The organism is Saccharothrix sp. ST-888, from assembly GCF_000955975.1.
GTDB lineage: Bacteria > Actinomycetota > Actinomycetes > Streptomycetales > Streptomycetaceae > Kitasatospora.
The window spans coordinates 1-26652 of record NZ_JYJF01000104.1 but is presented as its reverse complement, the minus strand read 5'-3'; the positions used below and the strand labels follow the sequence as shown (position 1 = coordinate 26652).

General features: G+C 72.7%; 25 protein-coding genes and 2 tRNA genes. 20 read left to right on the top strand and 7 right to left on the bottom strand.

Features of this window, described 5'->3' with window-relative positions; translation table 11 throughout:
- Positions 1 to 240 precede the first annotated feature (240 nt).
- The gene (locus UK12_RS26345; RefSeq protein WP_082119964.1) at positions 241 to 1581 is read left to right on the top strand and encodes an MFS transporter; all 1341 of its coding nucleotides are present in this window, start codon (positions 241 to 243) and stop codon (positions 1579 to 1581) included.
- A 48-nt stretch (positions 1582 to 1629) separates the two neighbouring features.
- Here the strand turns inward: UK12_RS26345 and UK12_RS26340 are convergent, their stop codons facing one another.
- The gene (locus tag UK12_RS26340; protein WP_045305644.1) at positions 1630 to 2214 is read right to left on the bottom strand and encodes a flavodoxin family protein; all 585 of its coding nucleotides are present in this window, start codon (positions 2212 to 2214) and stop codon (positions 1630 to 1632) included.
- Positions 2215 to 2355: 141 nt separating this feature from the next.
- Between UK12_RS26340 and UK12_RS26335 the strand changes: the two genes are divergently transcribed.
- The 7 genes from UK12_RS26335 to UK12_RS26305 all read left to right on the top strand — a co-directional run bounded on the left by UK12_RS26335 (position 2356) and on the right by UK12_RS26305 (position 7479).
- A complete protein-coding gene (locus UK12_RS26335; protein ID WP_045305643.1) occupies positions 2356 to 2754 on the top strand; it encodes a winged helix-turn-helix transcriptional regulator in 399 nt (132 codons plus the stop codon).
- Between the two features lie 102 nt (positions 2755 to 2856).
- Positions 2857 to 2929: transfer RNA gene (locus UK12_RS26330), tRNA-Thr, on the top strand.
- Positions 2930 to 3112: 183 nt separating this feature from the next.
- The gene (locus UK12_RS26325; RefSeq protein ID WP_045305651.1) at positions 3113 to 3781 is read left to right on the top strand and encodes a LuxR C-terminal-related transcriptional regulator; all 669 of its coding nucleotides are present in this window, start codon (positions 3113 to 3115) and stop codon (positions 3779 to 3781) included.
- Between the two features lie 132 nt (positions 3782 to 3913).
- Positions 3914 to 5014, top strand: coding sequence for a galactose-1-phosphate uridylyltransferase (gene galT, locus UK12_RS26320; RefSeq protein ID WP_045305642.1), 1101 nt, complete (start codon positions 3914 to 3916; stop codon positions 5012 to 5014).
- Positions 5011 to 5979 (top strand): UDP-glucose 4-epimerase GalE, encoded by a 969-nt coding sequence (gene galE / locus UK12_RS26315; RefSeq protein ID WP_045305641.1) that lies wholly within the window; start codon positions 5011 to 5013, stop codon positions 5977 to 5979. The genes galT and galE overlap by 4 nt, the downstream gene beginning before the upstream one ends.
- 25 nt (positions 5980 to 6004) lie before the next feature.
- Complete coding sequence (locus UK12_RS26310) at positions 6005 to 6418, top strand: hypothetical protein (RefSeq protein WP_045305640.1); 414 nt, start codon at positions 6005 to 6007, stop codon at positions 6416 to 6418.
- A 194-nt stretch (positions 6419 to 6612) separates the two neighbouring features.
- Entirely contained in the window at positions 6613 to 7479 is an 867-nt protein-coding gene (locus tag UK12_RS26305; protein WP_045305639.1) for a LuxR C-terminal-related transcriptional regulator, read from the top strand.
- A gap of 245 nt (positions 7480 to 7724) precedes the next feature.
- On the opposite strand, the gene UK12_RS26300 is transcribed toward UK12_RS26305, so the two are convergent.
- From UK12_RS26300 to UK12_RS26290, 3 genes are all read right to left on the bottom strand, one after another.
- Positions 7725 to 8219: a MarR family winged helix-turn-helix transcriptional regulator gene (locus UK12_RS26300; protein WP_045305638.1), complete on the bottom strand. Its 495-nt coding sequence runs from the start codon at positions 8217 to 8219 to the stop codon at positions 7725 to 7727.
- Positions 8220 to 8343: 124 nt separating this feature from the next.
- A complete protein-coding gene (locus UK12_RS26295) occupies positions 8344 to 8946 on the bottom strand; it encodes a TetR/AcrR family transcriptional regulator (protein WP_045305637.1) in 603 nt (200 codons plus the stop codon).
- A gap of 195 nt (positions 8947 to 9141) precedes the next feature.
- Positions 9142 to 10098: an acyl-CoA desaturase gene (locus UK12_RS26290; RefSeq protein ID WP_045305650.1), complete on the bottom strand. Its 957-nt coding sequence runs from the start codon at positions 10096 to 10098 to the stop codon at positions 9142 to 9144.
- A 224-nt stretch (positions 10099 to 10322) separates the two neighbouring features.
- Here UK12_RS26290 and UK12_RS26285 point away from each other — a divergent pair.
- The 6 genes from UK12_RS26285 (at position 10323) to UK12_RS26260 (ending at position 15202) form a co-directional block, all read left to right on the top strand.
- Positions 10323 to 10393: transfer RNA gene (locus UK12_RS26285), tRNA-Gln, on the top strand.
- Between the two features lie 164 nt (positions 10394 to 10557).
- Positions 10558 to 12024 (top strand): bifunctional UDP-N-acetylglucosamine diphosphorylase/glucosamine-1-phosphate N-acetyltransferase GlmU, encoded by a 1467-nt coding sequence (glmU, locus tag UK12_RS26280; protein WP_045305636.1) that lies wholly within the window; start codon positions 10558 to 10560, stop codon positions 12022 to 12024.
- Positions 12025 to 12225: 201 nt separating this feature from the next.
- A complete protein-coding gene (locus UK12_RS26275; RefSeq protein WP_045305635.1) occupies positions 12226 to 13203 on the top strand; it encodes a ribose-phosphate diphosphokinase in 978 nt (325 codons plus the stop codon).
- Positions 13204 to 13484: 281 nt separating this feature from the next.
- Complete coding sequence (locus UK12_RS26270; RefSeq protein WP_045305634.1) at positions 13485 to 14072, top strand: 50S ribosomal protein L25/general stress protein Ctc; 588 nt, start codon at positions 13485 to 13487, stop codon at positions 14070 to 14072.
- A 99-nt stretch (positions 14073 to 14171) separates the two neighbouring features.
- On the top strand, positions 14172 to 14753 hold the full coding sequence (gene pth, locus UK12_RS26265) for an aminoacyl-tRNA hydrolase (protein WP_045305633.1): 582 nt from the start codon (positions 14172 to 14174) through the stop codon (positions 14751 to 14753).
- A gap of 221 nt (positions 14754 to 14974) precedes the next feature.
- A complete protein-coding gene (locus tag UK12_RS26260) occupies positions 14975 to 15202 on the top strand; it encodes a hypothetical protein (RefSeq protein WP_045305632.1) in 228 nt (75 codons plus the stop codon).
- A 109-nt stretch (positions 15203 to 15311) separates the two neighbouring features.
- On the opposite strand, the gene ppc is transcribed toward UK12_RS26260, so the two are convergent.
- Entirely contained in the window at positions 15312 to 18119 is a 2808-nt protein-coding gene (gene ppc, locus UK12_RS26255) for a phosphoenolpyruvate carboxylase (protein WP_231591395.1), read from the bottom strand.
- 220 nt (positions 18120 to 18339) lie between these two features.
- Between ppc and UK12_RS26250 the strand changes: the two genes are divergently transcribed.
- Positions 18340 to 19620 carry a sensor histidine kinase gene (locus UK12_RS26250; protein WP_045305631.1) on the top strand — a complete coding sequence of 427 codons (1281 nt, stop codon included), beginning with the start codon at positions 18340 to 18342 and terminating at the stop codon, positions 19618 to 19620.
- A gap of 92 nt (positions 19621 to 19712) precedes the next feature.
- On the opposite strand, the gene UK12_RS26245 is transcribed toward UK12_RS26250, so the two are convergent.
- Positions 19713 to 20276, bottom strand: a complete 564-nt coding sequence (locus UK12_RS26245) for an SUKH-3 domain-containing protein (RefSeq protein WP_197085186.1) — start codon at positions 20274 to 20276, stop codon at positions 19713 to 19715.
- A 40-nt stretch (positions 20277 to 20316) separates the two neighbouring features.
- Positions 20317 to 20781 (bottom strand): YwqJ-related putative deaminase, encoded by a 465-nt coding sequence (locus tag UK12_RS26240; protein ID WP_231591394.1) that lies wholly within the window; start codon positions 20779 to 20781, stop codon positions 20317 to 20319.
- A gap of 381 nt (positions 20782 to 21162) precedes the next feature.
- Between UK12_RS26240 and UK12_RS26235 the strand changes: the two genes are divergently transcribed.
- The 5 genes from UK12_RS26235 to UK12_RS26215 all read left to right on the top strand — a co-directional run.
- A complete protein-coding gene (locus UK12_RS26235; RefSeq protein ID WP_082119961.1) occupies positions 21163 to 22380 on the top strand; it encodes a Gfo/Idh/MocA family protein in 1218 nt (405 codons plus the stop codon).
- A complete protein-coding gene (locus tag UK12_RS26230; protein WP_045305629.1) occupies positions 22377 to 23357 on the top strand; it encodes an NAD-dependent epimerase/dehydratase family protein in 981 nt (326 codons plus the stop codon). The genes UK12_RS26235 and UK12_RS26230 overlap by 4 nt, the downstream gene beginning before the upstream one ends.
- A 35-nt stretch (positions 23358 to 23392) precedes the next feature.
- Positions 23393 to 24541, top strand: coding sequence for a DegT/DnrJ/EryC1/StrS family aminotransferase (locus UK12_RS26225; RefSeq protein WP_231591393.1), 1149 nt, complete (start codon positions 23393 to 23395; stop codon positions 24539 to 24541).
- Positions 24542 to 24634: 93 nt separating this feature from the next.
- Complete coding sequence (locus UK12_RS26220) at positions 24635 to 25741, top strand: DegT/DnrJ/EryC1/StrS family aminotransferase (RefSeq protein WP_045305628.1); 1107 nt, start codon at positions 24635 to 24637, stop codon at positions 25739 to 25741.
- A gap of 308 nt (positions 25742 to 26049) precedes the next feature.
- Positions 26050 to 26652 (top strand): HNH endonuclease (locus UK12_RS26215; protein ID WP_045305627.1); only part of this gene is annotated, 603 nt, incomplete at its 3' end.

Here is a 26652-nt window from a genome sequence, read left to right as displayed (position 1 = left end):
CTCCAGCGGGAACTCGCCGCGCTGGACGGGACGGTGTTCGGTGATCCGGAGAACTGGTGGGCGGTGGTGGTCGAGCAGCACTGGGACGGCCTGCTCTGAACATCCGGTAGCTCCCACGGCAGCCCGCGCCGGGCGGGTGGGCAGGCGGCGCACCACCCCGGCGGGCGGCGGTCCGCGCGCTCCCGAATCACCCATGTGCGTGCTGTTGTCGCAGATCAGCGGGTTGCCACTGTGGGTCGCATGACTCCTGTACCAGAGAGCACTCCTGACGCACCGTCCGAGCGGGTGCCGACCGCGACCGCGAACCTGCGCCCGGTCGCGGTCTCCGCCCTGATCGGTACCACGATCGAGTACTACGACTTCTTCATCTACGGCACGGCCGTCGCGCTGGTCTTCGGAAAGGTCTTCTTCCCCGGACTCGGGCCCACCGCTGGGCTGATGGCGTCCTTCTCGGTGTACTCGGTGGCCTTCGTCGGGCGTCCGCTGGGGGCGCTGCTGTTCGGCCACTTCGGCGACCGGCTGGGCCGCAAGGCGACGCTGGTGGCCTCGCTGCTGCTGATGGGTGTCTCTACGGTGGCCGTCGGCGTGCTGCCCGGGTACGGGACGTGGGGGATCTGGGCGCCGGCGGTGCTGGTGCTGCTGCGGGCGTGCCAGGGCGTGGGTCTGGGCGGGGAGTGGGGCGGGGCGGCCCTGCTGCTCGCCGAGAACGCCCCGCCCGAGCGGCGCGGACGGTACGGCGCGTACCTGCAACTCGGGCCCTGCCTGGGCTTCTTCGCCGCCACCGGGGTGTTCCTGCTGCTCTCGGAGGGGCTGAGCGACCAGGCGTTCGAGAGCTGGGGCTGGCGGGTGCCGTTCCTCGCGTCGATCGGGCTGGTCGCGGTCGGCCTGTTCGTCCGGCTGCGGATCACCGAGACGCCGGTCTTCGCCCAGGAGGCCGAGCGCGCCAAGGCGCCGGCTGTCGAGGTGCTGCGCGAACACGGCCGCACGGTGCTGCTCGCGGGCGGCTCGATCATGGTCGGGTACGCGCTGTTCTACCTGGCCACCACCTACTCGCTGGCCTACGCCACCGAGCAGTTGGGCATCGACCGGGGCCTGATGCTGACCCTGCTGCTGGCGGGTTCGGTGCTCAAGGGCGGGGCGGCCTGGTACTGCGCCGGGCGCAGTGACCGCTGGGGCCGGCGCCGGATGCTGCTACTGGCCACCGTGCTGGCGGTCGGCTGGTCGCTGCTGCTCTTCCCGCTGCTGGAGACGGCGCGCACGCCGCTGCTGGCGCTGGGTGTGGTCGGCGCGATGGTGGTGCTCGGCTGCCTGTTCGGGCCGGTGGCGGCGTACCTGCCGGAGCTCTTCCCGACCCGGGTGCGGTACACCGGGGTCTCGCTCGCGTACAACATCGGCGGGGTGGTCGGCGGGGCGACGGCGCCCCTGGTGGCGACCCGGCTCACCGGGGTGTACGGCACGGCGGAGCCGGTCGGCTGGTACCTGGCCGGGATCGGGCTGGCGTCACTGCTCTGCCTGTACGCGCTGGTGGAGACGCGCGGCGGCGATCTGCGCGCGCCCAGCCGCCGCCTGCTGCCGGGCTGACGGCCGGCCCCGCGCGGGCCGCGCGGGGCCGGGGCTGCCGACGTGCTGTCAGAGACCCAGCGCGGCGCGGCCGGCGACCTGGACGGCAGCCTGCTTGGCGACGCGCTCGCCCAGGTGCTCGGCGGTGGCGATGTCGGCCTTGTGAACGCCCTCCGGGCCCTGGTCGTTGTTGCTCTGGGCGGCGGCGCCGAGGAAGAAGCCGAGACGGTTGATGTCGTCCTCGGAGGCGGTGGTGCTGTTCCAGCCCGGGTGCAGGTCGAGGCCGATCCACTGCATTCCGTGCTGGGCGGCGAGGACGGTGAAGAACTGCAGGGTGTGCAGCTTGTCGCCGCTCTTGGAGGCGGAGTTGGTGAAGCCGGCCGCCAGCTTGTCCTTCCAGGCCAGGGTGAACCAGCGCTTGGAGGTGGCCTCGGCGAAGGTGTGGAAGGCGCCCGAGGCGGTGCCCATGTAGGTCGGCGAGCCGAAGACGATCGCGTCGGCGGCGTCCAGCTGGGCCCACTGCTCGTCGGTGATGGTGTCCACGGCTATCCGGACGACCTCGGCCCCACCGGCGGCGGCACCGCGGGCAACGGCCTCGGCGAGCACGGCGGTGTGGCCGTAGCCGGAGTGGTAGGCGATGGCGATGGTGGTCATGGCGGGGTGACTCCTGTGGCGTCGGGGCGGGAGGGCCGGAGGGACGTGGTGCCGTCCCCCGAGCTGACGGTCTCCAACATAGACCAGGTCTCTGTTGGTTACCAAGTCTGATTTGGAGGCCGACGGCGTACCCTGGACCGCATGGCCCCTGAGCAGCAGCATCCCGAGCACGACGTCTTCGCCGCCTTCTGTCCGAGCCGGAACGTCTTCGCCGAACTCGCGGACAAGTGGTCGCTGCTTCTCCTGCTCAGCCTGCACAAGTTGGGCGAACAGCGGTTCTCCGAACTGCAGCGGTCGGTGGTCGGGGTGAGCCGCAAGATGCTCACCCAAACCCTGCGCGAGCTCGAACGGAACGGGCTGGTGCGCCGCACCGTCCAGCCCGAGACGCCGCCGAGGGTGATCTACGGCCTGCTGCCGCTGGGGCACTCGCTCGCCGAGCGGGTGGCGCCGGTCGCCGAGTGGGTGGAGGACCACAGCGGATCCGTGCTGGAGGCCCGCGCGGAGTTCGACCGCACCCGCTGCCCCTCGTCCGGCTGCTGAGGCCCCCGCCGGGCCGTGCGGGCCACGGCCGATTTCACTTTCCGGCCGATGACCGGGTAATGTCTTCCTCGTTCGAGCGGGATGCAAGAGCCCGCGGGACAGGCCCCTATAGCTCAGTCGGTAGAGCGTCTCCATGGTAAGGAGAAGGTCTGCGGTTCGATTCCGCATGGGGGCTCAGCAGAGAACGAAGGCCCCCGCCGCAAGGCGGGGGCCTTCGTCGTTCCACGATGCCCGCGTTGCCCGCGGCAGGCAGGCGGCCTAGCGGTCCCGACGGGGTATGCGCTGTGATGGTGCGTCATTGGCGGTCGGCCGTGCGGGCGGTTCCGCGGGCGGGCCGGACGGGGACTGGGAGGGCGCCATGGGCGTTCGGCTCGTAGTGGTCGACGACCACCGGCTGCTGGCGGAGGCGCTGGCGACGGCCCTGCAACTGCGCGGGCACCGCGTGCTCGCGATCGGCTCGCCGTCCCGGACGGTCGGTGAACTGATCGTCGGGCGCCGTCCCGAGGTCTGCCTGCTCGGCGTGGCGGGGCCGGGCGAGCCGGACGCCTTCGAGCCGGTGCGACGGCTGCGCCGGGAGCGCCCCGAGATCTCCGTGGTGGTCCTCGGGCCGGTCGGTGAACCGGGCCGGGTCGCCACCGCGTTCGCCGCCGGAGCCGCCGGGTACGTCCGCAGCGACGAGCGGATCGAGGTCGTCGAGCGGGCCATCACCCGGGTCAGGGCGGGCGAGGCGGCGGTGGCCGTGGACGTCCTGCAGGGGGCCTTCGAGCGGCTGCTCCGGCCGACGGCGGAACCGGACGACGACGCGCTGCGGCTGCTGCGGCTGCTGACCCGCCGTGAGGTCCAGGTGCTGCTGCGGATCGCCGAGGGCGAGGACACCGCCGCCATCGCCGCCGGGATGGGCATCGCCCCCAGCACCGCCCGCACCCACGTCCAGCGGGTCCTGATGAAGCTCGGCGCCCGCACCCGCCTCGAAGCCACCGCCGTCGCCGCCCGCACCGGCCTCCTCGACCGGGCTCCCCGGGCCTGAGCCCCGGCGGGGCGCAGCCCCGCGGGCGCGCCGCGCGCCCGGTTCCGCGCTCCCCTGGGTGGCTGCACGCATGTTGACTCATGGTGGATTCTGTTGGAATGTGTTCCCATCCTGCGACAGGAGGGTGAGGGCGTGAGGAAGACCACGGCCAAGCTCGCGGACGGCCGCGAGCTCATCTACTTCGACGCGGACGACGCCGCCCCCCGGGACTCCACCGACCTGCGCCCGCTGGAGAGCACCACCGCGCACTCCGAGGTCCGCCTCGACCCCGCCACCGGTGACCGGGTCACCATCGCCGCCCACCGCCAGGGCCGCATCCACCACCCCCCGGCCGACGAGTGCCCGCTCTGCCCGTCCCGGGACGGCCGGCTGGGCGAGATCCCCGCCGCCGACTACGACGTCGTGGTGTTCGAGAACCGGTTCCCCGCGCTGGCTCTCGGCGCCGGGACCGCCGGTGGCGGCGCCGGCCCGCTGCACGTCTCGTCGCCCGGCACCGGCCGCTGCGAGGTGGTCTGCTTCACCGCCGACCACGACCTCTCATTCGCCGACCTCGGCGAGGCCAAGGCCGGCCTGGTCCTGGACGCCTGGATCGACCGCACCGCCGAACTCGCCGCCCTCCCCGGCGTCCGGCAGGTCTTCTGCTTCGAGAACCGGGGTGCCGAGATCGGCGTCACCCTGGCCCACCCGCACGGCCAGATCTACGCCTTCCCGTTCACCACCGCGCGCACCGCCAAGATGGCCGGACGGGCCGCCGCCCACCGTGCCCGCACCGGCCGTAACCTCTTCGAGGACCTGCTGGCCGCCGAACTCGCCGACCCCGTACGGGTGGTCCTCGCGGGCGAGCACTGGACGGCCTTCGTCCCGTACGCCGCCCGCTGGCCGTACGAGTGCCACCTCTACCCCAACCGCAGGGTCGCCGATCTGACCCGCCTGACCGGGCCCGAACGCTCAGAGTTTCCCCAGCTTTACCTCGAATTGCTGCGTCGTTTTGACCGGCTCTTCATCCAGGGGGGCCAGACTGCCCCGGTTGCACCGACGCCGTACATCGCGGCCTGGCACCAGGCACCCACCCTTGGGGGTGGCGAACTGGCGCTTCACCTGGAGCTGTTCACGATCCGGCGTACGGTGGGCAAACTCAAGTTCCTGGCCGGGGTCGAATCCGGCATGGACACGTTCATCAACGACGTGTCGCCCGAGGCGGCGGCACAGCGCCTGCGGGAGGTCGCATCGTGAGCAAGTACCTGGTGACGGGTGGGGCAGGGTATGTCGGCAGCGTGGTCGCCTGCCACCTGCTGGAGGCAGGCCACCAGGTCACCGTGCTCGACGACCTCTCCACCGGGTTCCTGGGCGGCGTGCCGTCCGGCGCCGAGTTCGTCCGGGGCCGGATCCAGGACGCCGCCGAGGTGCTGGACGGTTCGTACGACGCGGTGCTGCACTTCGCCGCCTCCTCGCAGGTCGGCGAGTCGGTCGCGGACCCGGAGAAGTACTGGCGCAACAACGTGGCCGGTTCGCTCGAACTGGTCAGCGCGATGCGCAAGGCGGGCGTCCGCAAGCTGGTCTTCTCCTCCACCGCCGCCGTCTACGGCGAACCCGAGGCCGTCCCGATCGCCGAGACCAGCCGCACCTCCCCGACCAACACCTACGGCGCCACCAAGCTCGCCGTGGACCACCTGATCGCCAGCGAGTGCGCCGCACACGGCCTGGCCGCCGTCAGCCTGCGCTACTTCAACGTGGCCGGGGCGTACGGCTCCTACGGCGAGCGGCACGAGCCCGAGTCGCACCTGATCCCGCTGGTCTTCCAGGCCGCCCTCGGCCGGCGCCCGCACATCGCCGTCTACGGCGACGACTACCCGACCCCCGACGGCACCTGCATCCGCGACTACATCCACGTCGCCGACCTCGCCGAGGCCCACCTGCTGGCCCTCGAAGCCGCCGCACCGGGCGAGCACCTGATCTGCAACCTCGGCAACGGCAGCGGCTTCTCGGTCCGCGAGGTGATCGAGTCGGTCCGCCGGGTGACCGGCCGCGAGATCCCGGTCGTCACCGCCGACCGCCGCCCCGGCGACCCCGCCGTACTGGTCGCCTCCGCGGAGCGGGCGCACCGGCTGCTGGGCTGGCGCCCCAGCCGCCCGCAGCTGGACGACATCGTCGCCGACGCCTGGTCCTTCGCACTGGCGCAGGAGGGCGCGGGCGCATGACCGCAGCCGGTGGACGAGGGGAATCGTGACCGACCTCGACACCGTGACCGGCCGCCCCGCTGCGACCGGCTGCCACTCCGTCTACGCCGCCGCCCCGACCGGGGTCCGGGCGGCGCCCGGGCGGGTCGAGCACGACCTCGGTGCCAGCGCGTATGCAGAACTGCGCGCCCTGCGCGACCTTCCGTACGCCGGGCTGGGGCCCGCCCCGGACCGGCTGCCCACCGAACTCCGGCCGCAGGTCAGGCGCGTGGTCACCGAGAACGCCCGGGTCGGGCAGGCCGCCACCCCGCTGGAGGGGGCGGCCTGGCCGGTCTCGGCCCGGTGCTCACCGCCGGACACGCCTCCCCCCGGGACGACTTACCGCCTTCGCCGGCGCGGGGTTAGCCCGCCCCCGCACCTTCGCCGCCACGCCGTCCCCGGGGCCCGCCGGCTCGGGTGAGCCCGGGTCTCGGGCCGTCGCGGGGTGACCTGACACTTGGTCAGCGGCCCCGGAACCGGCTCTGGTTCAGTACATTCGGACGTCGGGCAAGGGCAGGGCCGAAACTTCACCAAACTTCCGCCGAGCCGCTCCCCACGCCGTACGCTGAGTGCGGTACCGGTGGGGGTCGGGCGCCTGAGCAGGGGGGTACGACGATGGGGCGGATCCGGGTCCTGGTGGTCGACGACCACCGCATCTTCGCCGAAGCGCTGGCGGCCACGCTCGCCGCCGAACCGGACGTCGAGGTCGGCGCGGCCGGCAGCACGGTCGCGGCCGAGCGCGCCCTGGAGCGTGCCGCCGCCGAGGGCCGGGCCTTCGACGTCGTCCTGATCGACGCCGACCTGGCACCGGTCGGCCCACCGCCGCGCCGGCCGCGTCCGCTCACCGAGCCCGAGCCGCCGCCGGGCGCCAGACGGCTGCCCGCCGTCGCGGCCAGCCGACGCCCGCCCGGGCTGCCGCCGAGCACACCGCACCGCGTCCCGCTCCCCTCGGGCGGCGGCCACGGACCGGCCACCCTGGCCGGTGACGGGCTGGCCCTGCTCGCCCGTGCCTGCCGCACCCACCCCGCGCTCCGGGCGATCGTGCTCGCCACCGAGGACGATCCGAGCCGGGCGGTGCGCGCGCTGCAGTCCGGGGCCTGCGGCTGGGTCGCCAAAGACAGTTCGCTGCCTCGGCTGATGGCGGTGATCCGGGGCGTCCTGCGGGACGAGACCCATCTGCCGCCGGCTCTGCTGACCGGGGTGGTAAGGGAGTTGACCTCCGCGCGGCGCGACCGGACGGAGAGCGAGCGGCTGGTGGAGACGCTGACGCCCAGGGAGGAGGAGGTGCTCCGGTGCATGGTGGCCGGGCTCGGCCGCCAGGCGGTGGCGGAGCGGCTCTACCTCTCGCCGCACACCGTCCGCACCCACATGCAGAACGTCCTGGGCAAACTGGGCGTCCACTCCACCCTCGCCGCCGTGGCGGTCGCCCGCCGAGCAGGCGTCAGCCCCTCCGAACCGCCCCTCCCCGCCGCCAACCTCTAGACCCGCCGCGACCTCAGGGGCAAGGGGCAACTCATTCAGGGGCGCGGGGAACTGCGCGAAACGGGAGGTGACTGCCTTCAGCCGGGCCAGGAGGGCCAGGTGCACCTCGTGACCTCGGGATGGGGCGGTGCAGCTTCCCGTCCGGGGGACAGTGCGGCGTCGGTGCCTTCCGACTCGCGGAGTTCCCCGCGCCCCTGACGGGTCACCCCTTGCCCCTGAGGGGTTGCCCCGGACCTTGCCGGAGGCTACCCCGCACTGTCGAAGGGGGCGACCAGTTGCCGCAGCAGAGTGGCGAGGTCGTGCTGCTGGCCGCTGCTGAGTTCGGCGAGCAGGGCGCGCTCGTGGGCGAGGAGCCCGGCGAGCGCCTGGTCGGCGCGGTCGCGGCCGTCGTCGGTGAGCCGGACCAGGACGCCGCGTCGGTCGTCCGGGTCGGGCAGGCGCTTGACCAGGCCCTTTCCGGTCAGCCGGTCGATCCGGTTGGTCATCGTGCCGGAGGTCACCAGGGTCTGGGTGAGCAGCTGGCCGGGGGAGAGCTGGTACGGGGCGCCGGCTCGGCGGAGCGCGGTCAGGACGTCGAACTCCCACGGTTCGAGACCGTGCTCGGCGAAGGCGGTGCGGCGGGCGCGGTCGAGGTGCCGCGCGAGCCGGCTGACCCGGCTGAGCACCTCCAGCGGCCCGACGTCGAGGTCGGGCCGTTCACGGCGCCATGCTGCGACCAGGCGGTCGACCTCGTCCTCCATGTGGATCAGTGTATCGGTGGGTGTGTCGATATGAAGCCTCTTGACATCAAGATGAACATTCCCGACATCGGGAAGCCTCGAACCGGCGCCGATGACACCCGCCGTACCCGGTCCGCCGGGTGCCCTACTGCTTGCGGTCGCCGACCAGCTTGGGGTGGCGTTCCAGGCCCTCCAGGCCGTGCCAGGCGAGGTTGACCAGGTGGGCGGCGACCTCGGCCTTCCCCGGCTTGCGGACCTCCAGCCACCACTGGCCGGTCAGCGCGACCATGCCGACCAGCATCTGGGAGTACATCGGGGCCAGCCGAGGGTCGAAGCCGCGGGCCTTGAACTCCAGGCCCAGGATGTCCTCGACCTGGGTGGCGATGTCGCTGATCAGCGAGGCGAAGGTGCCGGTGGACTGGGCCACCGGGGAGTCCCGGACCAGGATCTTGAAGCCGTCGGTGGAGGTGTCGATGTAGTCCATCAGGGCGAAGGCGGCCTGTTCCAGCAGCTCGCGCGAGTGCCCCCCGGTGAGTGCCCCGGTGACCATGTCGAGCAGCAGCTGCATCTCGCGGTCGACCACGACCGCGTACAGCCCTTCCTTGCCCCCGAAGTGCTCGTAGACCACGGGCTTGGAGACTCCGGCCCGTTCGGCGATCTCCTCGACCGAGGTGCCGTCGTAGCCGCGTTCCGCGAAGACCGAACGGCCGATGTCCAGCAACTGCTCGCGGCGCTGCTTGCCGGTCATCCGGACCCGGCCCTTCGCCGTGCGGGCGGGTGCAGCGGAGCGCGTACGGGTGGCCTCGGGGCGGGCGGCCCCCGCTCCTGAGGTCCGGTGGTGGCCGCCTGCGCTGTCTCCGTTGCTCCCGTTCACCCCTACATCATGCTGCAGGGAGCGGCTCATGCCCCAGCTCGATTCGTCGGCCCCTTCCGCCGCGCCCGCTCACGCGGCACGGCGGGCGGCGATCCGCTCCGGGGCGGGCCAGCGCACGTCACGGGCCCAACCGGCCTGCTCGAACCAGCGGATCAGCCGGGCCGAGGAGTCGATCTGGCCGCGCAGCACGCCGTGCCGGGCGGAGGTGGGGTCGGCGTGGTGCAGGTTGTGCCACGACTCGCCGCAGGAGAGCACGGCCAGCCACCAGACGTTCCCGGAGCGGTCGCGGGACCTGAACGGGCGGGCGCCGATCGCGTGGCAGATGGAGTTGATCGACCAGGTGACGTGGTGCAGCAGGGCGATCCGGACCAGCGAGCCCCAGAAGAAGGCGGTCAGCGCGCCCTGCCAGGACAGCGAGAGCAGCCCGCCGACCAGCGGGGGAAGCAGCACGGAGACGGTGGTCCAGAGCCAGAACAGCCGGGAGATCCGCCGCATGACCGGGTCGCGGACCAGGTCGGGCGCGTACTTGAGCTGCGGGGTCTGCTCCTGGTCGAACAGCCAGCCGGTGTGCGCCCACCACAGGCCCTTGAGCAGGGCCGGGACGGTCTCGCCGAAGCGCCAGGGCGAGTGCGGGTCGCCCTCCTTGTCGCTGAAGCGGTGGTGGCGGCGGTGGTCGGCCACCCAGCGGACCAGCGGGCCCTCGACGGCCAGGCTCCCGGCGACGGCCAGGGCGATCCGGAGCGGGCGGTTGGCCTTGAAGGAGCTGTGGGTGAAGTAGCGGTGGTAGCCGACGGTGACGCCGTGGCAGGTGAGGAAGTACATCACCGTGGTGATCGCCAGGTCCCGCCAGCCGAGCCCGTGGCCCCAGGCGACCGGCGCGGCCGCGACCAGGGCCAGGAACGGTACTCCGATGAAGAGCGCGAGCGCGATCCGCTCGGCGGGTCCCTGCCGCTCGCCGCCTCTGGTGGCCGAGAGCCGGGTGGCGGCGGCCTCGGTCGGTTCCGGGGGTGCCTCGCTGGCCTGCATGGTCATGGGTGCGGTCCTTGTGGGAGCAGCAAAACCTACGTGACCGTAACCTACGGCATCGTAGGTAGCGCGGTCCGGCGATCGGCGACGTGTCGCGGCGCGAGCCGGGGCCGGAGTGGGCACGGGGAGTGCCGGGCTCTTTGCGAATGGTGGTGGATGCCCGGGCCCGAACCCCGTAGGCTGTGGACCGCGCTGTCCCGCGGTGGACGGCGAGGTACCGTCCGTCCCGGATCGTCTAAGGGCAGGACAGCTGGTTTTGGTCCAGCTTATGGGGGTTCGAATCCTCCTCCGGGAGCACGCTGTGCAGCCCCCGGCCGAGCGCAGAGCGGGCCGGGGGTCGACGTTCCGTCGGCCGTGACCGCATTATTCTCGGTGCTGCCCGGGCATGGATGTGCGGATCCGAGGCTCGGGCTCCCTACCAAGAACCCTCCCCCACGAACCGACCGAGGAGCCTCCCGCGTGAGCGCCAACAACCCTGCCGCCGTTATCGTGCTCGCCGCCGGTGGCGGCACTCGGATGAAGTCGAAGCGCCTGCCCAAGGTGCTGCACGAGATCTGCGGGCGCACGCTGGTCGGTCACGCGGTCGCCGCCGCCGAGGAGTTGACGCCCGAGCACCTGGTCGTGGTGGTCGGACACATGCGCGAGCTGGTCCAGCAGCACCTGGCGGAGCGGTACGAGGGCGTGCGCACCGCCGTCCAGGTGGAGCAGAACGGCACCGGTCACGCGGTGCGCACCGCGCTGGACTCGCTGGCCGCCGACGGCGTGGAGCTGGACGGCACCGTGGTGGTCACCACCGGCGACGCCCCGCTGCTGACCGGTGCGACGCTGGCCGCACTGGTGGAGGCGCACGCCGAGCAGGGCAACGGCGTGACGGTCCTCACCGCGGTCGTCCCCGACTCCTTCGGCTACGGCCGGATCCTGCGCAGCGAGGGCGACGGCTCGGTGGCCGCGATCGTCGAGGAGAAGGACGCGACCGAGGACCAGCGGGCGATCGACGAGATCAACTCGGGTGTCTTCGCCTTCGACGCCAAGCTGCTGGCCGAGGCGCTCGGCCGCCTGAACACCGACAACTCGCAGGGTGAGGAGTACCTCACCGACACCCTGCAGATCCTGCGCACCCTGGGCCACCGGGTCGGCGCGGTCGTCGCGGGCGACTTCCGCGACATCCTCGGCATCAACGACCGGGTCCAGCTGGCCGACGCCCGGCGGATCCTGAACGCCCGGCTGGTCGAGCGCGCGATGCGGGCCGGCGTCACCGTGGTGGACCCGGCGTCCACCTGGATCGACGTCCAGGTGACGTTCGAGCCGGACGCGGTGGTGCTGCCCAACACCCAGCTGCACGGCACCACCCACCTGGGCGAGGGCAGCGAGGTCGGTCCGAACTGCACCCTGACCGACACCCTGGTCGGCCCCGACGCGCATGTGAGCAACGCCACCACACTCGGTGCCGAGATCGGCGAGGCGGCCTCGGTCGGCCCGTACGCGTACCTGCGCCCGGGGACCAGGCTGGCCCGCAAGGCCAAGGCCGGCACCTATGTGGAGATCAAGAACTCCGAGGTCGGCGAGGGCTCCAAGGTCCCGCACCTCTCGTACATCGGCGACACCACGATCGGCCGGGGCAGCAACGTCGGCGCGGCCTCCGTCACCGTCAACTACGACGGCGTGAACAAGCACCGCACCACGATCGGCTCCTACTGCCGCACGGGTTCGGACAACATGTTCATCGCCCCGGTGACGGTCGGGGACGGCGCCTACACGGCGGCCGGATCGGTGATCACCAACGACGTCCCGGCCGGTGCGCTGGGCGTCTCCCGGGCGCAGCAGCGCAACATCGCGGGCTGGGTGGAGCGCAAGCGCCCCGGCACCGACTCGGCGCGCGCGGCCGCGGCCGCCACGGACGGGACCGCCGGGACGGTCGAGGACTGAACGGCCTACGGGGGATCTTGAGGAGTGGTCCCGTGGCGGACGCTTCCGGCCGGGGCGCGTAACCTGGTGTACATACGTGCGCCACTGGGCTGACTGCCCGTTCCTGGGCGTACTCCCAGTCCCCCGTTGACCACCGGCCAGGCCCCGGCCTGGCGCGGCGCGGCGGGTTCATGTGCGGCAGCAACGCGAGGAGACGGTGCAGTGAGCGGGATCACGACGTCGGGTGAGAAGAAGCTCAAGCTCTTCTCCGGCCGTGCCCACCCGGAGCTGGCGAAGGAGGTTGCCGAGGCCCTGGGCACCGAACTCGTCCCGACCAAGGCCTTGGACTTCGCCAACGGCGAGATCTACGTCCGCTTCCTGGACTCCGCCCGTGGTGCGGACTGCTTTGTGATGCAGAGCCACACGGCTCCCATCAACCAGTGGATCATGGAGCAGCTGATCATGATCGATGCTCTGAAGCGGGCCTCCGCCAAGAGCATCACCGCGATCCTCCCGTTCTACGGCTACGCCCGTCAGGACAAGAAGCACCTGGGCCGCGAGCCGATCTCGGCCCGGCTGATCGCCGACCTGCTGCGCCAGGCCGGTGCCGACCGCCTGATGGCGGTGGACCTGCACACCGCGCAGATCCAGGGCTTCTTCGACGGCCCGGTGGACCACCTGTTCGCGCTGCCGCTGCTGGCCGACTACATCGGCGACAAGGTGGCCAACGACAAGCTGACCGTCGTCTCGCCGGACGCCGGCCGGGTGAAGGTGGCCGACCAGTGGTGCGACCGCCTGGACGCCCCGCTGGCGATCATCCACAAGCGCCGCGACATGACGCAGGCCAACACCATCCTGTCGGCCGAGGTGGTCGGTGACGTCCGGGGCCGGGTCTGCGTCCTGGTCGACGACATGATCGACACCGCCGGCACCATCTGCGCCGCCGCCGACGCGCTGTTCGACAACGGTGCCGCCGACGTCATCGTGGCCGCCACCCACGGTGTGCTGTCCGGCCCGGCCGCCGACCGCCTGAAGAACTCGCGGGTCAGCGAGTTCGTCTTCACCAACACCCTGCCGACCCCGGCCGAGCTCCAGCTCGACAAGGTGACCACGCTCTCCATCGCCCCGTCGATCGCCGCCGCGATCCGCGAGGTCTTCGAGGAGGGCTCGGTCACCAGCCTGTTCGAGGGCGTGCACTGACCCAGGTAGTTGTTCGTACGAACGGCCCCGGTACCGCGAGGTGCCGGGGCCGATTTCGTGCTCGATGGGGGGTGCGGTTAGACTCTTGAGACTGCTCGGCGAGGGATGTCGTGTGCCCGTACGGGTGCCTGATCCGTGATCGACGCGCTGCCTCGGCCGTGGTTTGGCCGATTGCAGATCCGTCCGCCGCCGAGTGGCCCCCCAACGTACTTGAGGGTGTGCCCCGGCGGTTTTTCGTCTGTCGCCCGCACCCCGCGCCAGTTCTCACGAGGAGTGCAGTCGTGTCCGAGATCCGCCTTGCCGCCGAAGCCCGTACCGAGTTCGGCAAGGGTGCCGCCCGTCGCGCTCGTCGCGCCGGCTTCGTTCCCGGTGTCGTCTACGGCCACGGCCACACCCCGGTTCACCTGAACCTGCCCAGCCACGACCTGATGATGGCCCTGAAGACCCCGAACGCCCTGCTGGTCGTGCCGATCGAGGGCAAGGACGAGTACGTGCTGCCGAAGGCCGTCCAGCGTGAGGCCATCAAGCGCACCATCGAGCACGTCGACCTGCTGCTGGTCAAGCGTGGCGAGAAGGTCACCGTCGAGATCCCGGTCAACGTCGAGGGCGAGCTGGCCCCCGGTGGCAACCTGGTCGAGCACGTGCTGAACACCCTGTCGATCGAGGCCGAGGCCACCCACCTGCCCGAGTCGGTCACCGTCTCGGTCGAGGGCCTGGAGGCCGGTGCCTCCGTCCACGCCAAGGACATCACCCTGCCGCAGGGCGTCACGCTGGCCGTCGACGCCGACGCCGTCGTGCTGCAGATCATCGGTGCCCAGGCCCCCGAGGCCGCCGAGGAGTCCGCCGAGGGCGAGACCGTCGAGGCCTGAGCCTGAAGGCTGGTCCGACCGCTGCCCCGGCCGCTCCCCAGGAGCGGCCGGGGCAGCGGCATGTCCGGGATGATGGGGGAATCGAGTGAGGAGCGGTTCATGAGTGACGAAGCGTACGAGGGTCCCTGGCTGATCGTCGGTCTCGGCAACCCGGGCGAGGGCTTCGCCCGGAACCGGCACAACATCGGCTTCATGGTGGTCGATCTGCTGGCCGAGCGGATCGGGGCCAGGTTCAAGGCCCACAAGAGCCGGGCCCAGGTCGCCGAGGGCCGCCTGTGCGGGCAGCGGGTGGTCCTGGCCAAGCCGATGACCTTCATGAACCTCTCCGGTGGGCCGACCACCGCGCTGCGCGACTTCTACAAGGCACCCGCCTCGGCCGTCGTGGCGGTCCACGACGAGCTGGACATCGACTACGCCACCCTGCGGCTCAAGCTGGGCGGCGGCGACAACGGCCACAACGGCCTGAAGTCCATCACCAAGTCGCTCGGCCCCGGCTACCACCGGGTGCGCTGCGGCATCGGCCGCCCGCCGGGCCGGATGGAGGTCGCGGACTTCGTGCTCAAGGACTTCTCGTCCGCCGAGCGCAAGGAGCTCGACTGGTTCGTGGACCGCTCCGCCGACGCGGTCGAGGCGCTGCTCTCCGAGGGGCTCGAACGAGCGCAGGGCAGCTACAACTCCTGAAGCGGCGTTCAGCTCCTGACGTGATGTCAACCTGGCGCGCCTCCTTGCACAACGGTCGTGCAACGCTTGCGGCGAGGGGGCCTGATCGGTATGGGAACGTCATGTCCGATCGGATACGGTCGTGCCCTAGTACGCGCAGGATTGAGCGCAGGATTCTGGGGGTAAGGACCGTGGTTCGGTCACAACGCGTCCGGGTGGGGCGTGCGGTCGGCGGAGTGGTGATGCTCCTCGGTCTCACCGCACTGGGTGCACCGGCGGCGCAGGCCGCCGACTCCTCGGGCGGCACGGACACGCCCGAGCCGGCGGCCGCGCAGCTGACGCCGCCGTCCTCCGGGAAGGTGGGCGGCTCGGCCGGGCTGTACGCGGTCGGCGGGGGTCTGGTGATGGTCGCGGGCGGCGCGACGCTCTGGGTGAAGCGCAAGCGCGCGGGTCAGATCACCATCCACTGACGCCGCGTCAGAAGGGTTCGCCGGTCGACCGGTCGGGGCGCGGGGAGCCGCGCGGGTGGCCACCTTCGCAAGTGGCGCCCGCGCGGCTCCCCGCGCCCCTTCGGTTCCGTCAGCCGGTGTTGCGCAGGCCGGCGGCGATGCCGTTGACGGTCAGCAGCAGGGCGCGGGCCCGCAGCGGGTCCTCCGGCCGGCCGGTGGCGACCTCCTCGCGCTGGCGGCGCAGCAGGGCGACCTGCAGGTAGGAGATCGGGTCGAGGTAGGCGTCGCGGACGGTGAAGGTCTGCTTCAGCACCTCGTTGTGCTCCAGGAGTTCACTCTCGCCGGTGAGGCGGAGCACCTCACGCAGGGTCAGTTCGTGCTCGGCCACGATCTGGTCGAAGACGTGGTGCAGTTCGGCCGGGACGAGCTGCTCGACGTAGTGGCGGGCGATCCGCAGATCGGTCTTGGCCAGCGTCATCGCGACGTTGGACAGGAAGTTGCGGAAGAAGTGCCACTGCCCGTACATCTCGCCGAGCACATCGCCGAGTCCGGCCTCGCGGGCGGCGGCCAGGCCCGAGCCGACGCCGTACCAGCCGGGGACGATCTGCCGGGACTGGGTCCAGCCGAAGACCCACGGGATGGCGCGCAGTCCGTCCAGGCCGGCGCCGGAGTCGGGGCGGCGGGACGGACGGGAGCCCAGGTGCAGCGAGGCGAGCTGGTCGACCGGGGTGGCCGCGAAGAAGTACTTGGGCAGGTCGTCCTGCTCGACCAGGGCGCGGTACGCGGTGTGGGCGGCCTCGGAGACCTGGTCCATCGCGGCGTCCCAGCGGGCGAGTTCCTCGGGGGCCTGGCGCGGGGAGGTGTGCAGCGCGGACGCGGCCAGGGTGGCCGACAGGGTCAGCTCCAGGTTCTCCCGGGCGAGCGAGGGCAGCAGGTACTTGTCGGAGATGACCTCGCCCTGCTCGGTGACCTTGATCTCGCCCTCCAGGGTGCCCCAGGGCTGGGCCAGGATGGCCTCGTGCGAGGGGCCGCCGCCGCGGCCGACGGTGCCGCCGCGGCCGTGGAACAGCCGCAGCCGGATGCCGTACCGGTGGGCGACGTCGCGCAGCCGGCGCTGGGCGCGGTGGATCTCCCACTGGGAGGTGGTGATGCCGCCGAACTTGGAGGAGTCGGAGTAGCCGAGCATGACCTCCTGGACATCGCCGCGCAGCGAGACCAGCAGCCGGTAGGAGGGGTCGGAGAGCATCTCCTCCAGGATCCGGTCGGCCTGCTGGAGTTCGTCGGTGGTCTCCAGGAGCGGCACGATGCCGATCTTGGCGATCCCGGAGTGCAGGTCGATCAGACCCGCCTCGCGCGCCAGTACGGTCGCCGCGAAGACGTCGTCCGCGCCCTGGCACATCGAGATGATGTAGCTCTCGACGATCTCGTCGCCGAACCGCTCGAAGCCCTCGCGGATGGTGTTGAAGACGCCCAGGGTCTTGGTCCCGGCGGCGTCCAGCGGGGCCGGGGTCGGAGCCAGCGGGCGGCGCGAGCGCAGCTCCTTGGCGAGCAGCTTCTGCCGGTACTCGCGGGGCATGTCGTTGTAGCGCCAGGCTTCCTCGCCGAGCCGGTCGAAGAGCTGGCCGAGGGCGTGGTGGTGGGCCTCGGCGTGCTCGCGCACGTCCATGGTGGCGAGCTGGAGGCCGAAGGCCTCGATGGTGCGGATCGCGCGGGCCAGGCGGCCGTCGGCGATCAGCTCGCCGCGGTGGGCGCGCAGCGAGTCCTGGATGAGCTTCAGGTCGGCGGTCAGCTCGCGGGTGCCGAGGTAGTCGCGGCCGTTGACGTGCGGGGTGCCGGCGGCCAGGCGCTCGCGGGTGTTCTCCAGCTTGAGGCGGACGCAGGTGGCCTTGAGGCGGTACGGCTCCTCGGCGTTCATCCGCTTGTAGCGCGGGCTGAGTTCGGGCAGCAGTCTGAGGTCGGCGTCCAGCGAGGCGAGCAGTTCGTCGGAGGCGCCGGCCAGGCGGACCGAGGTGGAGAGCGAGGCGCGCAGGTCGTCGATGGTGGCCAGGGCGTCCTTGATGCCGTACTCGTGCTGGAGGTTGAGCACGTCCCAGGTGACGGCCGGGGTGACGTTCGGGTTGCCGTCGCGGTCGCCGCCGATCCAGGTGCCGAAGGTCAGCGGACGGACGCCCTCGGGGAGGTTCAGGCCCACCCGGGCCAGCTCCTCGTGCAGCTCCTCCAGCACCTCGGGGACGGCGTCGCGGTAGAGCTCGTCCAGGTAGTAGACGGCGTTGCGGGCCTCGTCGGCGGGCTCGGGGCGGGCGATCCGCAGCTCGTCGGTCTGCCAGAGCAGGTCGATGACCTCGGCCAGCCGGCGGTCGGCGCTGCGGCGCGCGGAGGTGTGGCGGGCCGGGTCCGCGGTGGCCAGGCCCGAGGCGGCGTGCTCGCGGTGGATGCGCTCCAGCAACTCGCCGATCCGGCGCAGCTTGTTGAGCACGCTGCGGCGGGCGGCCTCGGTCGGGTGGGCGGTGAAGACCGGACGGACCGCCAGGTTGGCCAGGGTGTCGGCGAGGTGCTTGGGGTCGGCGTCGGAGAGCTGGTCGGCGGTCTGCGCCAGCGGGGAGCCCTCGCGGGCGCGGCGGGCGGCGAACTCCTGGCCCCGGTGCACCTGTTCGGTGACGTTCGCCAGGTGGAAGTAGGTGGAGAAGGCCCGCACCAGCTTCGCGGCGGTCTCCAGGTCGATGCCGGAGAGCAGTTCGGCGGTGGCCTCGCCGTCGGTGCGGCTCAGCAGGCGCACCTGCTCGACCAGGCCCAGCAGTTCGGGGCCCTCCTGGCGGACCAGGGTCTCGCCGAGCAGGTCGCCGAGGCGGCGGATGTCCGCGCGCAGGGCCGCGTTGTCGGCGACCGGGTCGGCGGGCTGGGTGGAGTTGTCCGCCGAGGTGGGGACCGGAGCGGTCACGGCTGGCTCCCTGATGTGGTGGGGTTCGGCAACGGCTCTCGTCACCGGAGTCGAGGCGACGTGTGCGGACCGCGCTGTCCGACGCGACCAGCATAGGTGGCACCGGGTGCCGCGCCCGCGACATAACCGGATGGCGGACAGCGGAACCTCGCGGGCCGGGCCGTCGCCCGCGCGGGAAGTGCGTGGCTGCCGTCGGAGGGGCCACCGTAGGCTGTCCCCCATGAGCAAGTCGGCTGAGGGGGGCGGGCCGGTCCACTCACTGTGGTGGTGGCGTCGGCGCCGTAGCGCGCTGCTGGACATCGGTCTGGCCGCGCTGGCCGGGCTGGAGTGCGCCTTCGGGGCGTACGGGACGGTGCACGACCGGCTGGGCCAGAGTGCCCAGCTGGGGGCGGTCGCGGCGGTGCTGGGGGCACTGGCCGGGGCCAGCCTGGTGGTACGGCGGCGCTGGCCGGCCGTGCCGGTGCTGATGGCGCTGGTCTTCGTCCCCGGTCTGTTCGGGGTCGTGCTGCTGGTGGTCTCGCTGTACACGCTGGCGGGGACCTGGGAGTGGCCCTCACGGCGGGGGCGGGTGCTGGGGCTCTCCGCGGTGGCGCTGGTGGAGACCTTCGGGATGGTGCTGTTCGCCATCTTCACCCCGGTGCCCGATCCGAGCCCCGCACCCGAGCAGATCCCGCCGACCTGGGTGTTCGTCCTGCTGGCGGTGCTGGTGGCGGTCGGCCTGACCGTGCTTCCGGTGGTCACCGGGCTGTACATGGGCGCGCGCCGCCGCCTGGTGGAGTCGCTCAAGGACCGCGCGCAGGGCCTGGAGACCGAGCTGGACCTGCTGGCCGAGCAGGCCAGGGAGCGCGCCCGCCGGGCACGGCTGGAGGAGCGCACCCGGATCGCCCGCGAGATGCACGACGTGGTGGCGCACCGGGTCAGCCTGATGGTGGTGCACGCCTCGGCGCTGGAACGTATCGTCGCCAAGGATCCGGACAAGGCGCAGCAGAGCGCCAGGCTGATGGGCGAGGTCGGGCGCCAGGCCCTGAACGAGCTGCGCGAGATCCTCGGGGTGCTGCGGATGTCCGAGGCGGTGGTGGAGATCCAGGACGGTCTGGAGGACCTGCCGCAGCTGGTCGAGCAGTCCGAGGCGGCCGGCATGGCGGTGACGCTGACGGTCAGCGGTACCCGCAGGCCGTTCAGCACCCAGGCGGAGCAGACCGCGTACCGGGTGGTGCAGGAGGGGCTGACCAACGCGCACAAGCACGCCGCCGGGGCGCAGGTCGCGGTGGTGCTGGCGTACGTGCCGAACGGGGTCCGGGTGGCGGTGGTCAACGACCGTGCGGACGGCGGCGGGAGCCGGGTGGCGCTGCCCAGCGGCGGCAACGGGCTGGTCGGGATGCGCGAGCGGGTGCTCGCGCTCGGCGGCAGTTTCTCGGCCGGGCCCGAGGAGGACGGGGGCTTCCGGGTGGAGGCGGTGCTGCCGTCCCGGCTCGCGGTCCCCGCCGAACGCCTGGCCTGAGCCGACTCCCGGGGGCGGAGTGGGGCACCGCGGGGCGCGGGGGCCGCGCTGCACTCCCGTGGCGGGGGCCGCGCGCCCCCCTGGGGAGTCGGTCAGCGCTGGGCGGCGGGGCGTTCCGGGAGGAGGCGTTCCGGGAGGAGGCCGAGGACCAGGGCGGTGACCGCGTGGTCGATGGTCGGCCCGAGGAACCACTCGCCGGTGTGGTCCAGGCTGTAGACGCGGCCGTCCTCGTCGATGGCCAGCAGCGCCAGCCCGTACTGCTCCTCGCCCAGCGGTGCGACCTGCCGGCCCAGCGCCCGGCCGAGGTCGGCCAGGGTGCGCGGCTGGTGCAGCCCGCAGAGCGGGTCGATCAGGAACGGCGTGCGGGCCATCAGCCGCCCGGCCCCGGACTGGTCGAGGTGCAGTCCGCCGAACTCGGCCCAGGCCTCGACGGCTGCGGGGAAGACGGCGTGCCGGGGTTCGGCCGGGCCGCCGTGGCCGGCCAGTCGGTCCGCCCACTCCTCGGCCTGGCGGATCTCCCAGCGGCCCGGGTGCCAGCCGGCCTGCTTGAGTGCGGCCGCGACATCGGCGGGGAAGCGGGGCTGGGTGCGGACGGCGGACGCGTTCAGGACGTGCTCCGGTGGCTGGGGACAGGGACGGTGGCGGGCGGGGCCCACGGTGACATGACGGGCAGGGCTCGGCGCTCGGACGGACGGGTCACCGGTCGGTCGGTCCGACGGCGACGCTCGCGACGGTCAGGTGCTCGAGCAGCGGGGCGCAGGAGCGGCACGGCGGCGCGTGCGTACCGTGCGCCGGGTCGCCCTCCTCGCGGATCCGGACGGTGGTCAGCCGGGCCCCCTTGAGCGCCTTGCGGGCGTCCTGCAGGGTGAGCGGCTTGCGGGCGGCGCGCTTGGAGCGCCCCGCGTCCACCTTGGCCAGGTACCGGGAGAGCAGCACCGCCTCCGGGCAGCGGCCGAGGAAGCGCTCCCGGTGCTCCATCGGCAGGGTGGCGAGGAAGTCGCCGACCAGGGGGTGCAGCTGGGGCCGGGCGTCCGGCTTGTCCCCGGCCAGGGTGTGCACCTCGCCGGTTCTGAGCGAGAGCGCGGCGGCCACGGCGGGCAGCAGGCTGTCCCGGTGGTGGCGCAACACCGGGGCCGCGCCTGGCTGTTCCGGGTGCTGCACGGCTGCTCCTCGCTCTCCACTGGCCGGCAGTCTCGGGCTGCCGGAGGTCTGCTGACGGTGGGTGACACCTCAGGGTAGGGATCCAAGACTGCCAAACGTCCACGACAATCGCCGACTCGGGGTGGAACGACCGCTGCCGCGGAGCTGTTCCGACGGCCCGTAAGACCGGCCCGTAAGTGCCGTCGCCGGTTTCCGGATTCGGACCCCGGCCGGTGGCGGTGGCCGGTAGCGTTCGGGCTGCGGGGCAGGGCCGTACGAACTGCGGTGGGGGCACACTCCCGGTCTTCGGCCGGGGGGAGAGCAGGTCGGGCCGGTTCCGTACTGGGGCAGTGGGGGCTGCCGGGCGGAGGAGTCCCGGCGCCGGGCAAGGGGGGTCTTGCGATGACGTACGCGCCTGCGGGCGAATCCGGTCGGACGCGGCAGGTGGACGGAGCACACCCGCAGCAGGGGGCGCACCCGGAGCCCGACGCGCCGGCCGCGGGAGCGGCTGTCACGACAGCGCCGAACGAGAAAGCGGCGGCGCCGCAGCGGATCGGCCTGGCCGTGGTCGGCGCCGGGTACTGGGGGCCGAACCTGGTCCGCAACGCCCAGCAGACCGCGGCGCTGCGCCTGCACTGGCTCTGCGACCTGGACGAGGAACGTGCGCGCCGGGTGCTCGGGCGGTACAGCACGGTCGGGGTGACCACCTCCTTCGACGAGGTGCTGGCCGACGAGCGGGTGCAGGCCGTCGCCGTCGCCACCCCCGCCGCCACGCACTACCGGCTGGTACGGGCCGCGTTGGAGGCCGGGAAGCACGTCCTGGTCGAGAAGCCGATCACCACCACCGCCGACGAGGCCGCCGAACTGGTCGAGCTGGCCGAGCGCAGCGGCCTGGTGCTGATGTGCGACCACACCTTCTGCTACACCCCGGTGGTCCGTCGGATCCGCGAGCTGGTGCACGGGGGCGAGCTCGGCGACCTCCAGTTCTTCGACTCGGTCCGGATCAACCTCGGCCTGGTCCAGCCCGACGTGGACGTCCTGTGGGACCTGGCACCGCACGATCTGTCCATCCTCGACTTCGTCCTGCCACCGGGCGTCGTCCCGGTGGGGGTCAGCGCCCAGGCCGCCGATCCGATCGGGGCCGGGCGCGCCTGCGTGGCGTACCTGACGGTGCGGCTCAGCAACGGCGCCCTCGCCCACTGCCACGTCAACTGGCTCTCCCCGACCAAGGTGCGGACCACCCTGATCGGCGGCTCCCGGCGCACCCTGGTCTGGGACGACCTCAACCCGCAGGCCCGGCTCGCCGTGCACGACCGCGGTGTCGACCTCACCCCGCCCGAGCAGCTGACCGAGGCGATCCGCCACCAGGCGCAGATCTCCTACCGGGTCGGCGACATGGTCGCGCCCGCGCTGTCCGAACAGGAGGCGCTGCGTACCGTGATGGCCGAGTTCGCCGACGCCGTCACGACGGGCCGGGCCCCGCTCACCGACGGCCGGGCCGGGCTGCGGGTGCTGCGCCTGCTGCACGCCGCCGCCCGCAGCCTCGAACTCAAGGGCGCCACCGTGCCGGTGGACGCCGACCATGTGACCACCACTCAGGAGAGGGCCGCCGCCCGATGAACGCTGTCGCCATTGAGGGCTCCCGCTGCCTGGTCACCGGGGGAGCGGGCACCATCGGCTCCACCGTGGTGGACCAGCTGATAGCGGCCGGCGCCCGCGAGGTCGTCGTGCTGGACAACTTCGTCCGGGGCCGGATGGCCAACCTCGCGCACGCCGAGTCGATCGCGGCCCCCGGGCAGCTGCGGGTGGTGGACGGCGACATCCGCGACCGTACGCTGCTGCGCGACCTGCTCGACCCCGGCACCGACCTGCTCTTCCACCTCGCCGCGATCCGGATCACCCAGTGCGCCAGCGAGCCCCGGCTCGCCCTGGAGATCATGGTGGACGGCACCTTCGACGTGGTCGAGGCCGCCGCCGAGAAGGGCGTCGGCAAGGTGATCGCCTCCTCCACCGCCTCGGTCTACGGCCTCGCCGACACCTTCCCGACCCCCGAGACCCAGCACCCGTACCACAACGACACCCTCTACGGCGCCGCCAAGGTCTTCAACGAGGGCCTGCTGCGCAGCTTCCACGCCATGCACGGCCTGGACTACGTCGCACTGCGCTACTTCAACGTGTACGGGCCCCGGATGGACGTGCACGGCAAGTACACCGAGGTGTTCATCCGCTGGATGGAGCGGATCGCCGCCGGACAGCCGCCGCTCATCTTCGGCGACGGCGCCCAGACCATGGACTTCGTCTACACCGAGGACATCGCCCGCGCCAACCTGCTGGCCGCCGCCGCCCCCGTCACCGACCGGGTCTACAACATCGCCAGCGCCACCGAGGTCTCGCTGCGCGGCCTCGCCGACGCCCTGCTGGCCGCGATGGACCGCTCCGACCTGGACGTCGAGCACGGCCCGGCCCGGGGCACGGCCGGCGGTGTGGTCCGGCGGCTCGCCGACATCTCGGCCGCCCAGCGCGACCTCGCCTGGAAGCCGGAGCTCGGCCTGGACGAGGGCCTGCGCAAGCTGGTCGCCTGGTGGCGCGAGCAGTAACTCCCCGTACCTGACGACCAGTTCGGAGTACCTCTGTGTCCACCGTCCCTGTCCTGCCCACGATCCCCGTCATGGTGCCCTGGCTCGGCGAGGAGGAGGCCCAGGCCGCCGCCGAGGCCGTCCGCTCCGGCTGGGTGGCCCAGGGCCCCCGGGTCGCCGCGTTCGAGCGGGCCTTCGCCGAACACCTCGGCGTCCCGCACGCCGTCGCGGTCTCCTCCTGCACCACCGCCCTGCACCTGGCGCTCGTCGGCGCGGGCGTCGGCCCCGGGGACGAGGTCGTGGTGCCCTCGCTCTCCTTCATCGCCACTGCCAACGCCGTCACCTACGTCGGCGCCACGCCGGTCTTCGCGGACGTCGACCCGGCCAGCGGCAACCTCACCGCCGAGACCGTCGCCCCGCTGCTCACCGACCGTACGAAGGCCGTCGTCGCGGTGGACCAGGGCGGCGTGCCGGTCGACCTGGACGCCGTCGAGGCACTGGTCCGCCCCCGCGGCATCACCGTGATCGAGGACGCCGCCTGCGCCGCAGGAGCGCTGCTGCGCGGCCGCCCGGCCGGCCGCACGGCCGAGATCGCCGCGTACTCCTTCCACCCGCGCAAGCTGCTCACCACCGGCGAGGGCGGCATGGTCACCTGCCAGGACGGCGAACTCGCCGCCCGGCTGCGGCGCCTGCGCGAGCACGGGATGAGCGTCTCGGCCGCCGACCGGCACGCCGGGGGCGGAGCGGCCGTGCTGGAGACCTACGACGAGATCGGCTTCAACTACCGGATGACGGACATCCAGGCCGCGATCGGCCTGGTCCAGCTGCGCAAGCTGCCCGAACTCGTCCGCCGCCGCCGTGAACTCGCCGACCGCTACCGCCGGCTGCTCGGCCCGCTCGGGATGCGGCTGGTGGCCGACCCGGAGCACGGCGCCGGCAACTACCAGAGCTGCTGGCTGCTGCTGCCCGACGGCGCACCCGGCCGCGTCGAGGTGCTCGACCGGCTCGCCGCCGCCGGGGTCTCGGCCCGCCGGGGCATCATGGCCTCCCACCTGGAGGCCCCCTACAAGGGCACCGAACGCGTGCCGCTGCCCGCGACCGAGCTGCTCACCCGGCGTTCGCTGATCCTGCCGCTCTTCCACGCGCTGACCGAGGAGCAGCAGGGCCGGGTGGCCGCCGCGGTGCGCTCCGCTGTGGGCGAGTGATCTGCCGGGCCGCGCCCCTGCGGGCGTGCTCGGTTTTCCACGTGCACTGCTGACCGAACGTCGTAATCCCAGAGCTGCCCGAGGGGGCCCGGTATGACCGCCATTCCGCTCGTCGACCTGCAAGCCGCGCACGCCGAGGTGGCGGAGGAGGTGCGCGAGGGCTTCGACCGGGTGCTCGCCACCGGCGCCTACATCAAGGGCCCGGACGTCGCCGCCTTCGAGGCCGAGTACGCCGAGTTCTCCGGGGTCCGGCACGCGGTCGGCACCGCCAACGGCACCGACGCCCTGGAACTGGCGCTCCGCGCGCTGCGGCTGGCGCCCGGCGCGGGCGTGGTGCTGCCCGCCAACACCTTCGTGGCCACCGCCGAGGCCGTGGTCCGCGCGGGCCTGCGGCCGGTCCTGGTCGACGTCGACCCCGAGCACCTGCTGATCGACCCGGCCCAGGCCGCCGAGGCGCTGCCCGGCTCCGCCGCGCTGATCCCGGTCCACCTGAACGGCCAACTCGCGCCCATGCAGCCGCTGCTGGACCTCGCCGACGGCCGCCCCGTGATCGAGGACGGCGCCCAGTCCCAGGGCGCCCGCCAGCACGGCCGGGTCTCCGGTTCCTGGGGCCGGATCTCCGCCACCAGCTTCTACCCGGGCAAGAACCTCGGCGCGTACGGCGACGCGGGTGCCGTCGTCACCGACGACGAGGAACTCGCCGCCGCCGTACGGCTGATCGGCGACCACGGCTCGGGCCGCAAGTACGTGCACGAGACCTTCGGCTTCAACTCCCGTCTGGACACCCTCCAGGCCGTGGTGCTGCGGGCCAAGCTGCGCCGCCTGCCCGGCTGGAACGAGGCCCGCCGGGCCGCCGCCGCCCGCTACGACGAGCTGCTCGGGGGGCTCGACGGGATCTCCCTGCCGCGCACCCTGCCCGGGAACGAGCACGTCTGGCACCTGTACGCGGTCCGGGTGGAGCGCGGACGGGACGAGGTGCTCGCGGAGCTCCAGGCGAACGGGATCGGCGCCGGGATCCACTACCCCGTTCCGGTCCACCTCCAGCCGGCCTTCCGCGGACTCGGCTACGCCGAGGGCAGCTTCCCGGTCACCGAGCGCGCCGCCGGGGAGATCCTCACCCTGCCGCTCTTCCCGCAGATCACCGAGGACCAGCAGATGCGGGTCGCCGAGGCGCTGGCCAAGGCCCTGACCCGGAGCTGACTCCCTCGACGCGACCGGATATGCGGTTAGGGGCGCGGGGCTCCTGCTTGATCAACCGAGTGCGCGAGACGGAAGGCGACCGCGGTCAGTGGCGCCCGCTGGGCTCGTTGCGCCCCGAGCGCACTGATCGGGAGGTGCACCTTGCTGTCCGCAGGTACGTGCGGCGTCGGTGCCTTCCGATTCGCGCAGTTCCCCGCGCCCCCAACCGCATACCCGGTTGCCCTGAGGAGGCGCCGGCCCGTACCCCCTAGGCTGGAGTCCAGCAATCGGCATGGACAACCGTCGCAGCAGCCAGTGGGGGCAACCAGATGACGACAGGTCGGCCCGGCGTCGCCGCAGCGCCGAACGCGGCGTACGCGGGCCAGGTGGTGTACTTCCCGGACCCGGTCCGGTCCGCGAACCACCCGGCCGGGGTGCGGGTGGACGAGTACGGCTACCCGGACTTCAGCCAGTACGCGGTCGCCGCCGCCGAGGTCGCCGACCCGCCCGAGGGCCTCGGCGTGGACGAACTGCGGCTCACCGACTACGTGTCGGCCAATGCCGCGCTCTTCACCCAGGGCCACGAGCTCTGGGCCGACCTGGACACCGCCGTCGCCACCCCGCCCGGCTGGACCTGGCACCACGTCCCCGGCCGGGCGGCACCCGGCTGGCGGCGGATGGAGCTGGTCCCGGTCGAGGTCAAGGCCCTGCTGCGGCACCATGGCGGGCTGGCCTGCTCCCGCGCCGACCACAGCCGCCGGGGCACCCGCCCGCTCCAGGAGCACCGCCCCGCGCACTTCCCGCTGGCCCTGGACGGCGGCGACCCGCTCAGCGTCACCGAGGACCTGGTCCAGCGGGCCGAGCAGCGGCTCGGCCACCCGCTGCCCGCCGCCTACCGCAGCTTCCTCAAGCTGGCCGGCGGCCGCGGCCCG

What these genes read in the sequence shown, in the direction of transcription:
- UK12_RS26230 (WP_045305629.1), top strand. Translation starts at nt 22,377, where the DNA reads ATGAACGCTGTCGCCATTGAGGGCTCCCGCTGCCTGGTCACCGGGGGA.
- UK12_RS26260 (WP_045305632.1), top strand. Translation starts at nt 14,975, where the DNA reads ATGCTCCTCGGTCTCACCGCACTGGGTGCACCGGCGGCGCAGGCCGCC.
- UK12_RS26300 (WP_045305638.1), bottom strand. Translation starts at nt 8,219, where the DNA reads ATGGAGGACGAGGTCGACCGCCTGGTCGCAGCATGGCGCCGTGAACGG.
- UK12_RS26235 (WP_082119961.1), top strand. Translation starts at nt 21,163, where the DNA reads ATGACGTACGCGCCTGCGGGCGAATCCGGTCGGACGCGGCAGGTGGAC.
- UK12_RS26335 (WP_045305643.1), top strand. Translation starts at nt 2,356, where the DNA reads ATGGCCCCTGAGCAGCAGCATCCCGAGCACGACGTCTTCGCCGCCTTC.
- UK12_RS26295 (WP_045305637.1), bottom strand. Translation starts at nt 8,946, where the DNA reads ATGACCGGCAAGCAGCGCCGCGAGCAGTTGCTGGACATCGGCCGTTCG.
- UK12_RS26325 (WP_045305651.1), top strand. Translation starts at nt 3,113, where the DNA reads ATGGGCGTTCGGCTCGTAGTGGTCGACGACCACCGGCTGCTGGCGGAG.
- UK12_RS26250 (WP_045305631.1), top strand. Translation starts at nt 18,340, where the DNA reads ATGAGCAAGTCGGCTGAGGGGGGCGGGCCGGTCCACTCACTGTGGTGG.
- UK12_RS26220 (WP_045305628.1), top strand. Translation starts at nt 24,635, where the DNA reads ATGACCGCCATTCCGCTCGTCGACCTGCAAGCCGCGCACGCCGAGGTG.
- UK12_RS26345 (WP_082119964.1), top strand. Translation starts at nt 241, where the DNA reads ATGACTCCTGTACCAGAGAGCACTCCTGACGCACCGTCCGAGCGGGTG.
- UK12_RS26305 (WP_045305639.1), top strand. Translation starts at nt 6,613, where the DNA reads ATGGGGCGGATCCGGGTCCTGGTGGTCGACGACCACCGCATCTTCGCC.
- UK12_RS26340 (WP_045305644.1), bottom strand. Translation starts at nt 2,214, where the DNA reads ATGACCACCATCGCCATCGCCTACCACTCCGGCTACGGCCACACCGCC.
- pth (WP_045305633.1), top strand. Translation starts at nt 14,172, where the DNA reads ATGAGTGACGAAGCGTACGAGGGTCCCTGGCTGATCGTCGGTCTCGGC.
- UK12_RS26290 (WP_045305650.1), bottom strand. Translation starts at nt 10,098, where the DNA reads ATGCAGGCCAGCGAGGCACCCCCGGAACCGACCGAGGCCGCCGCCACC.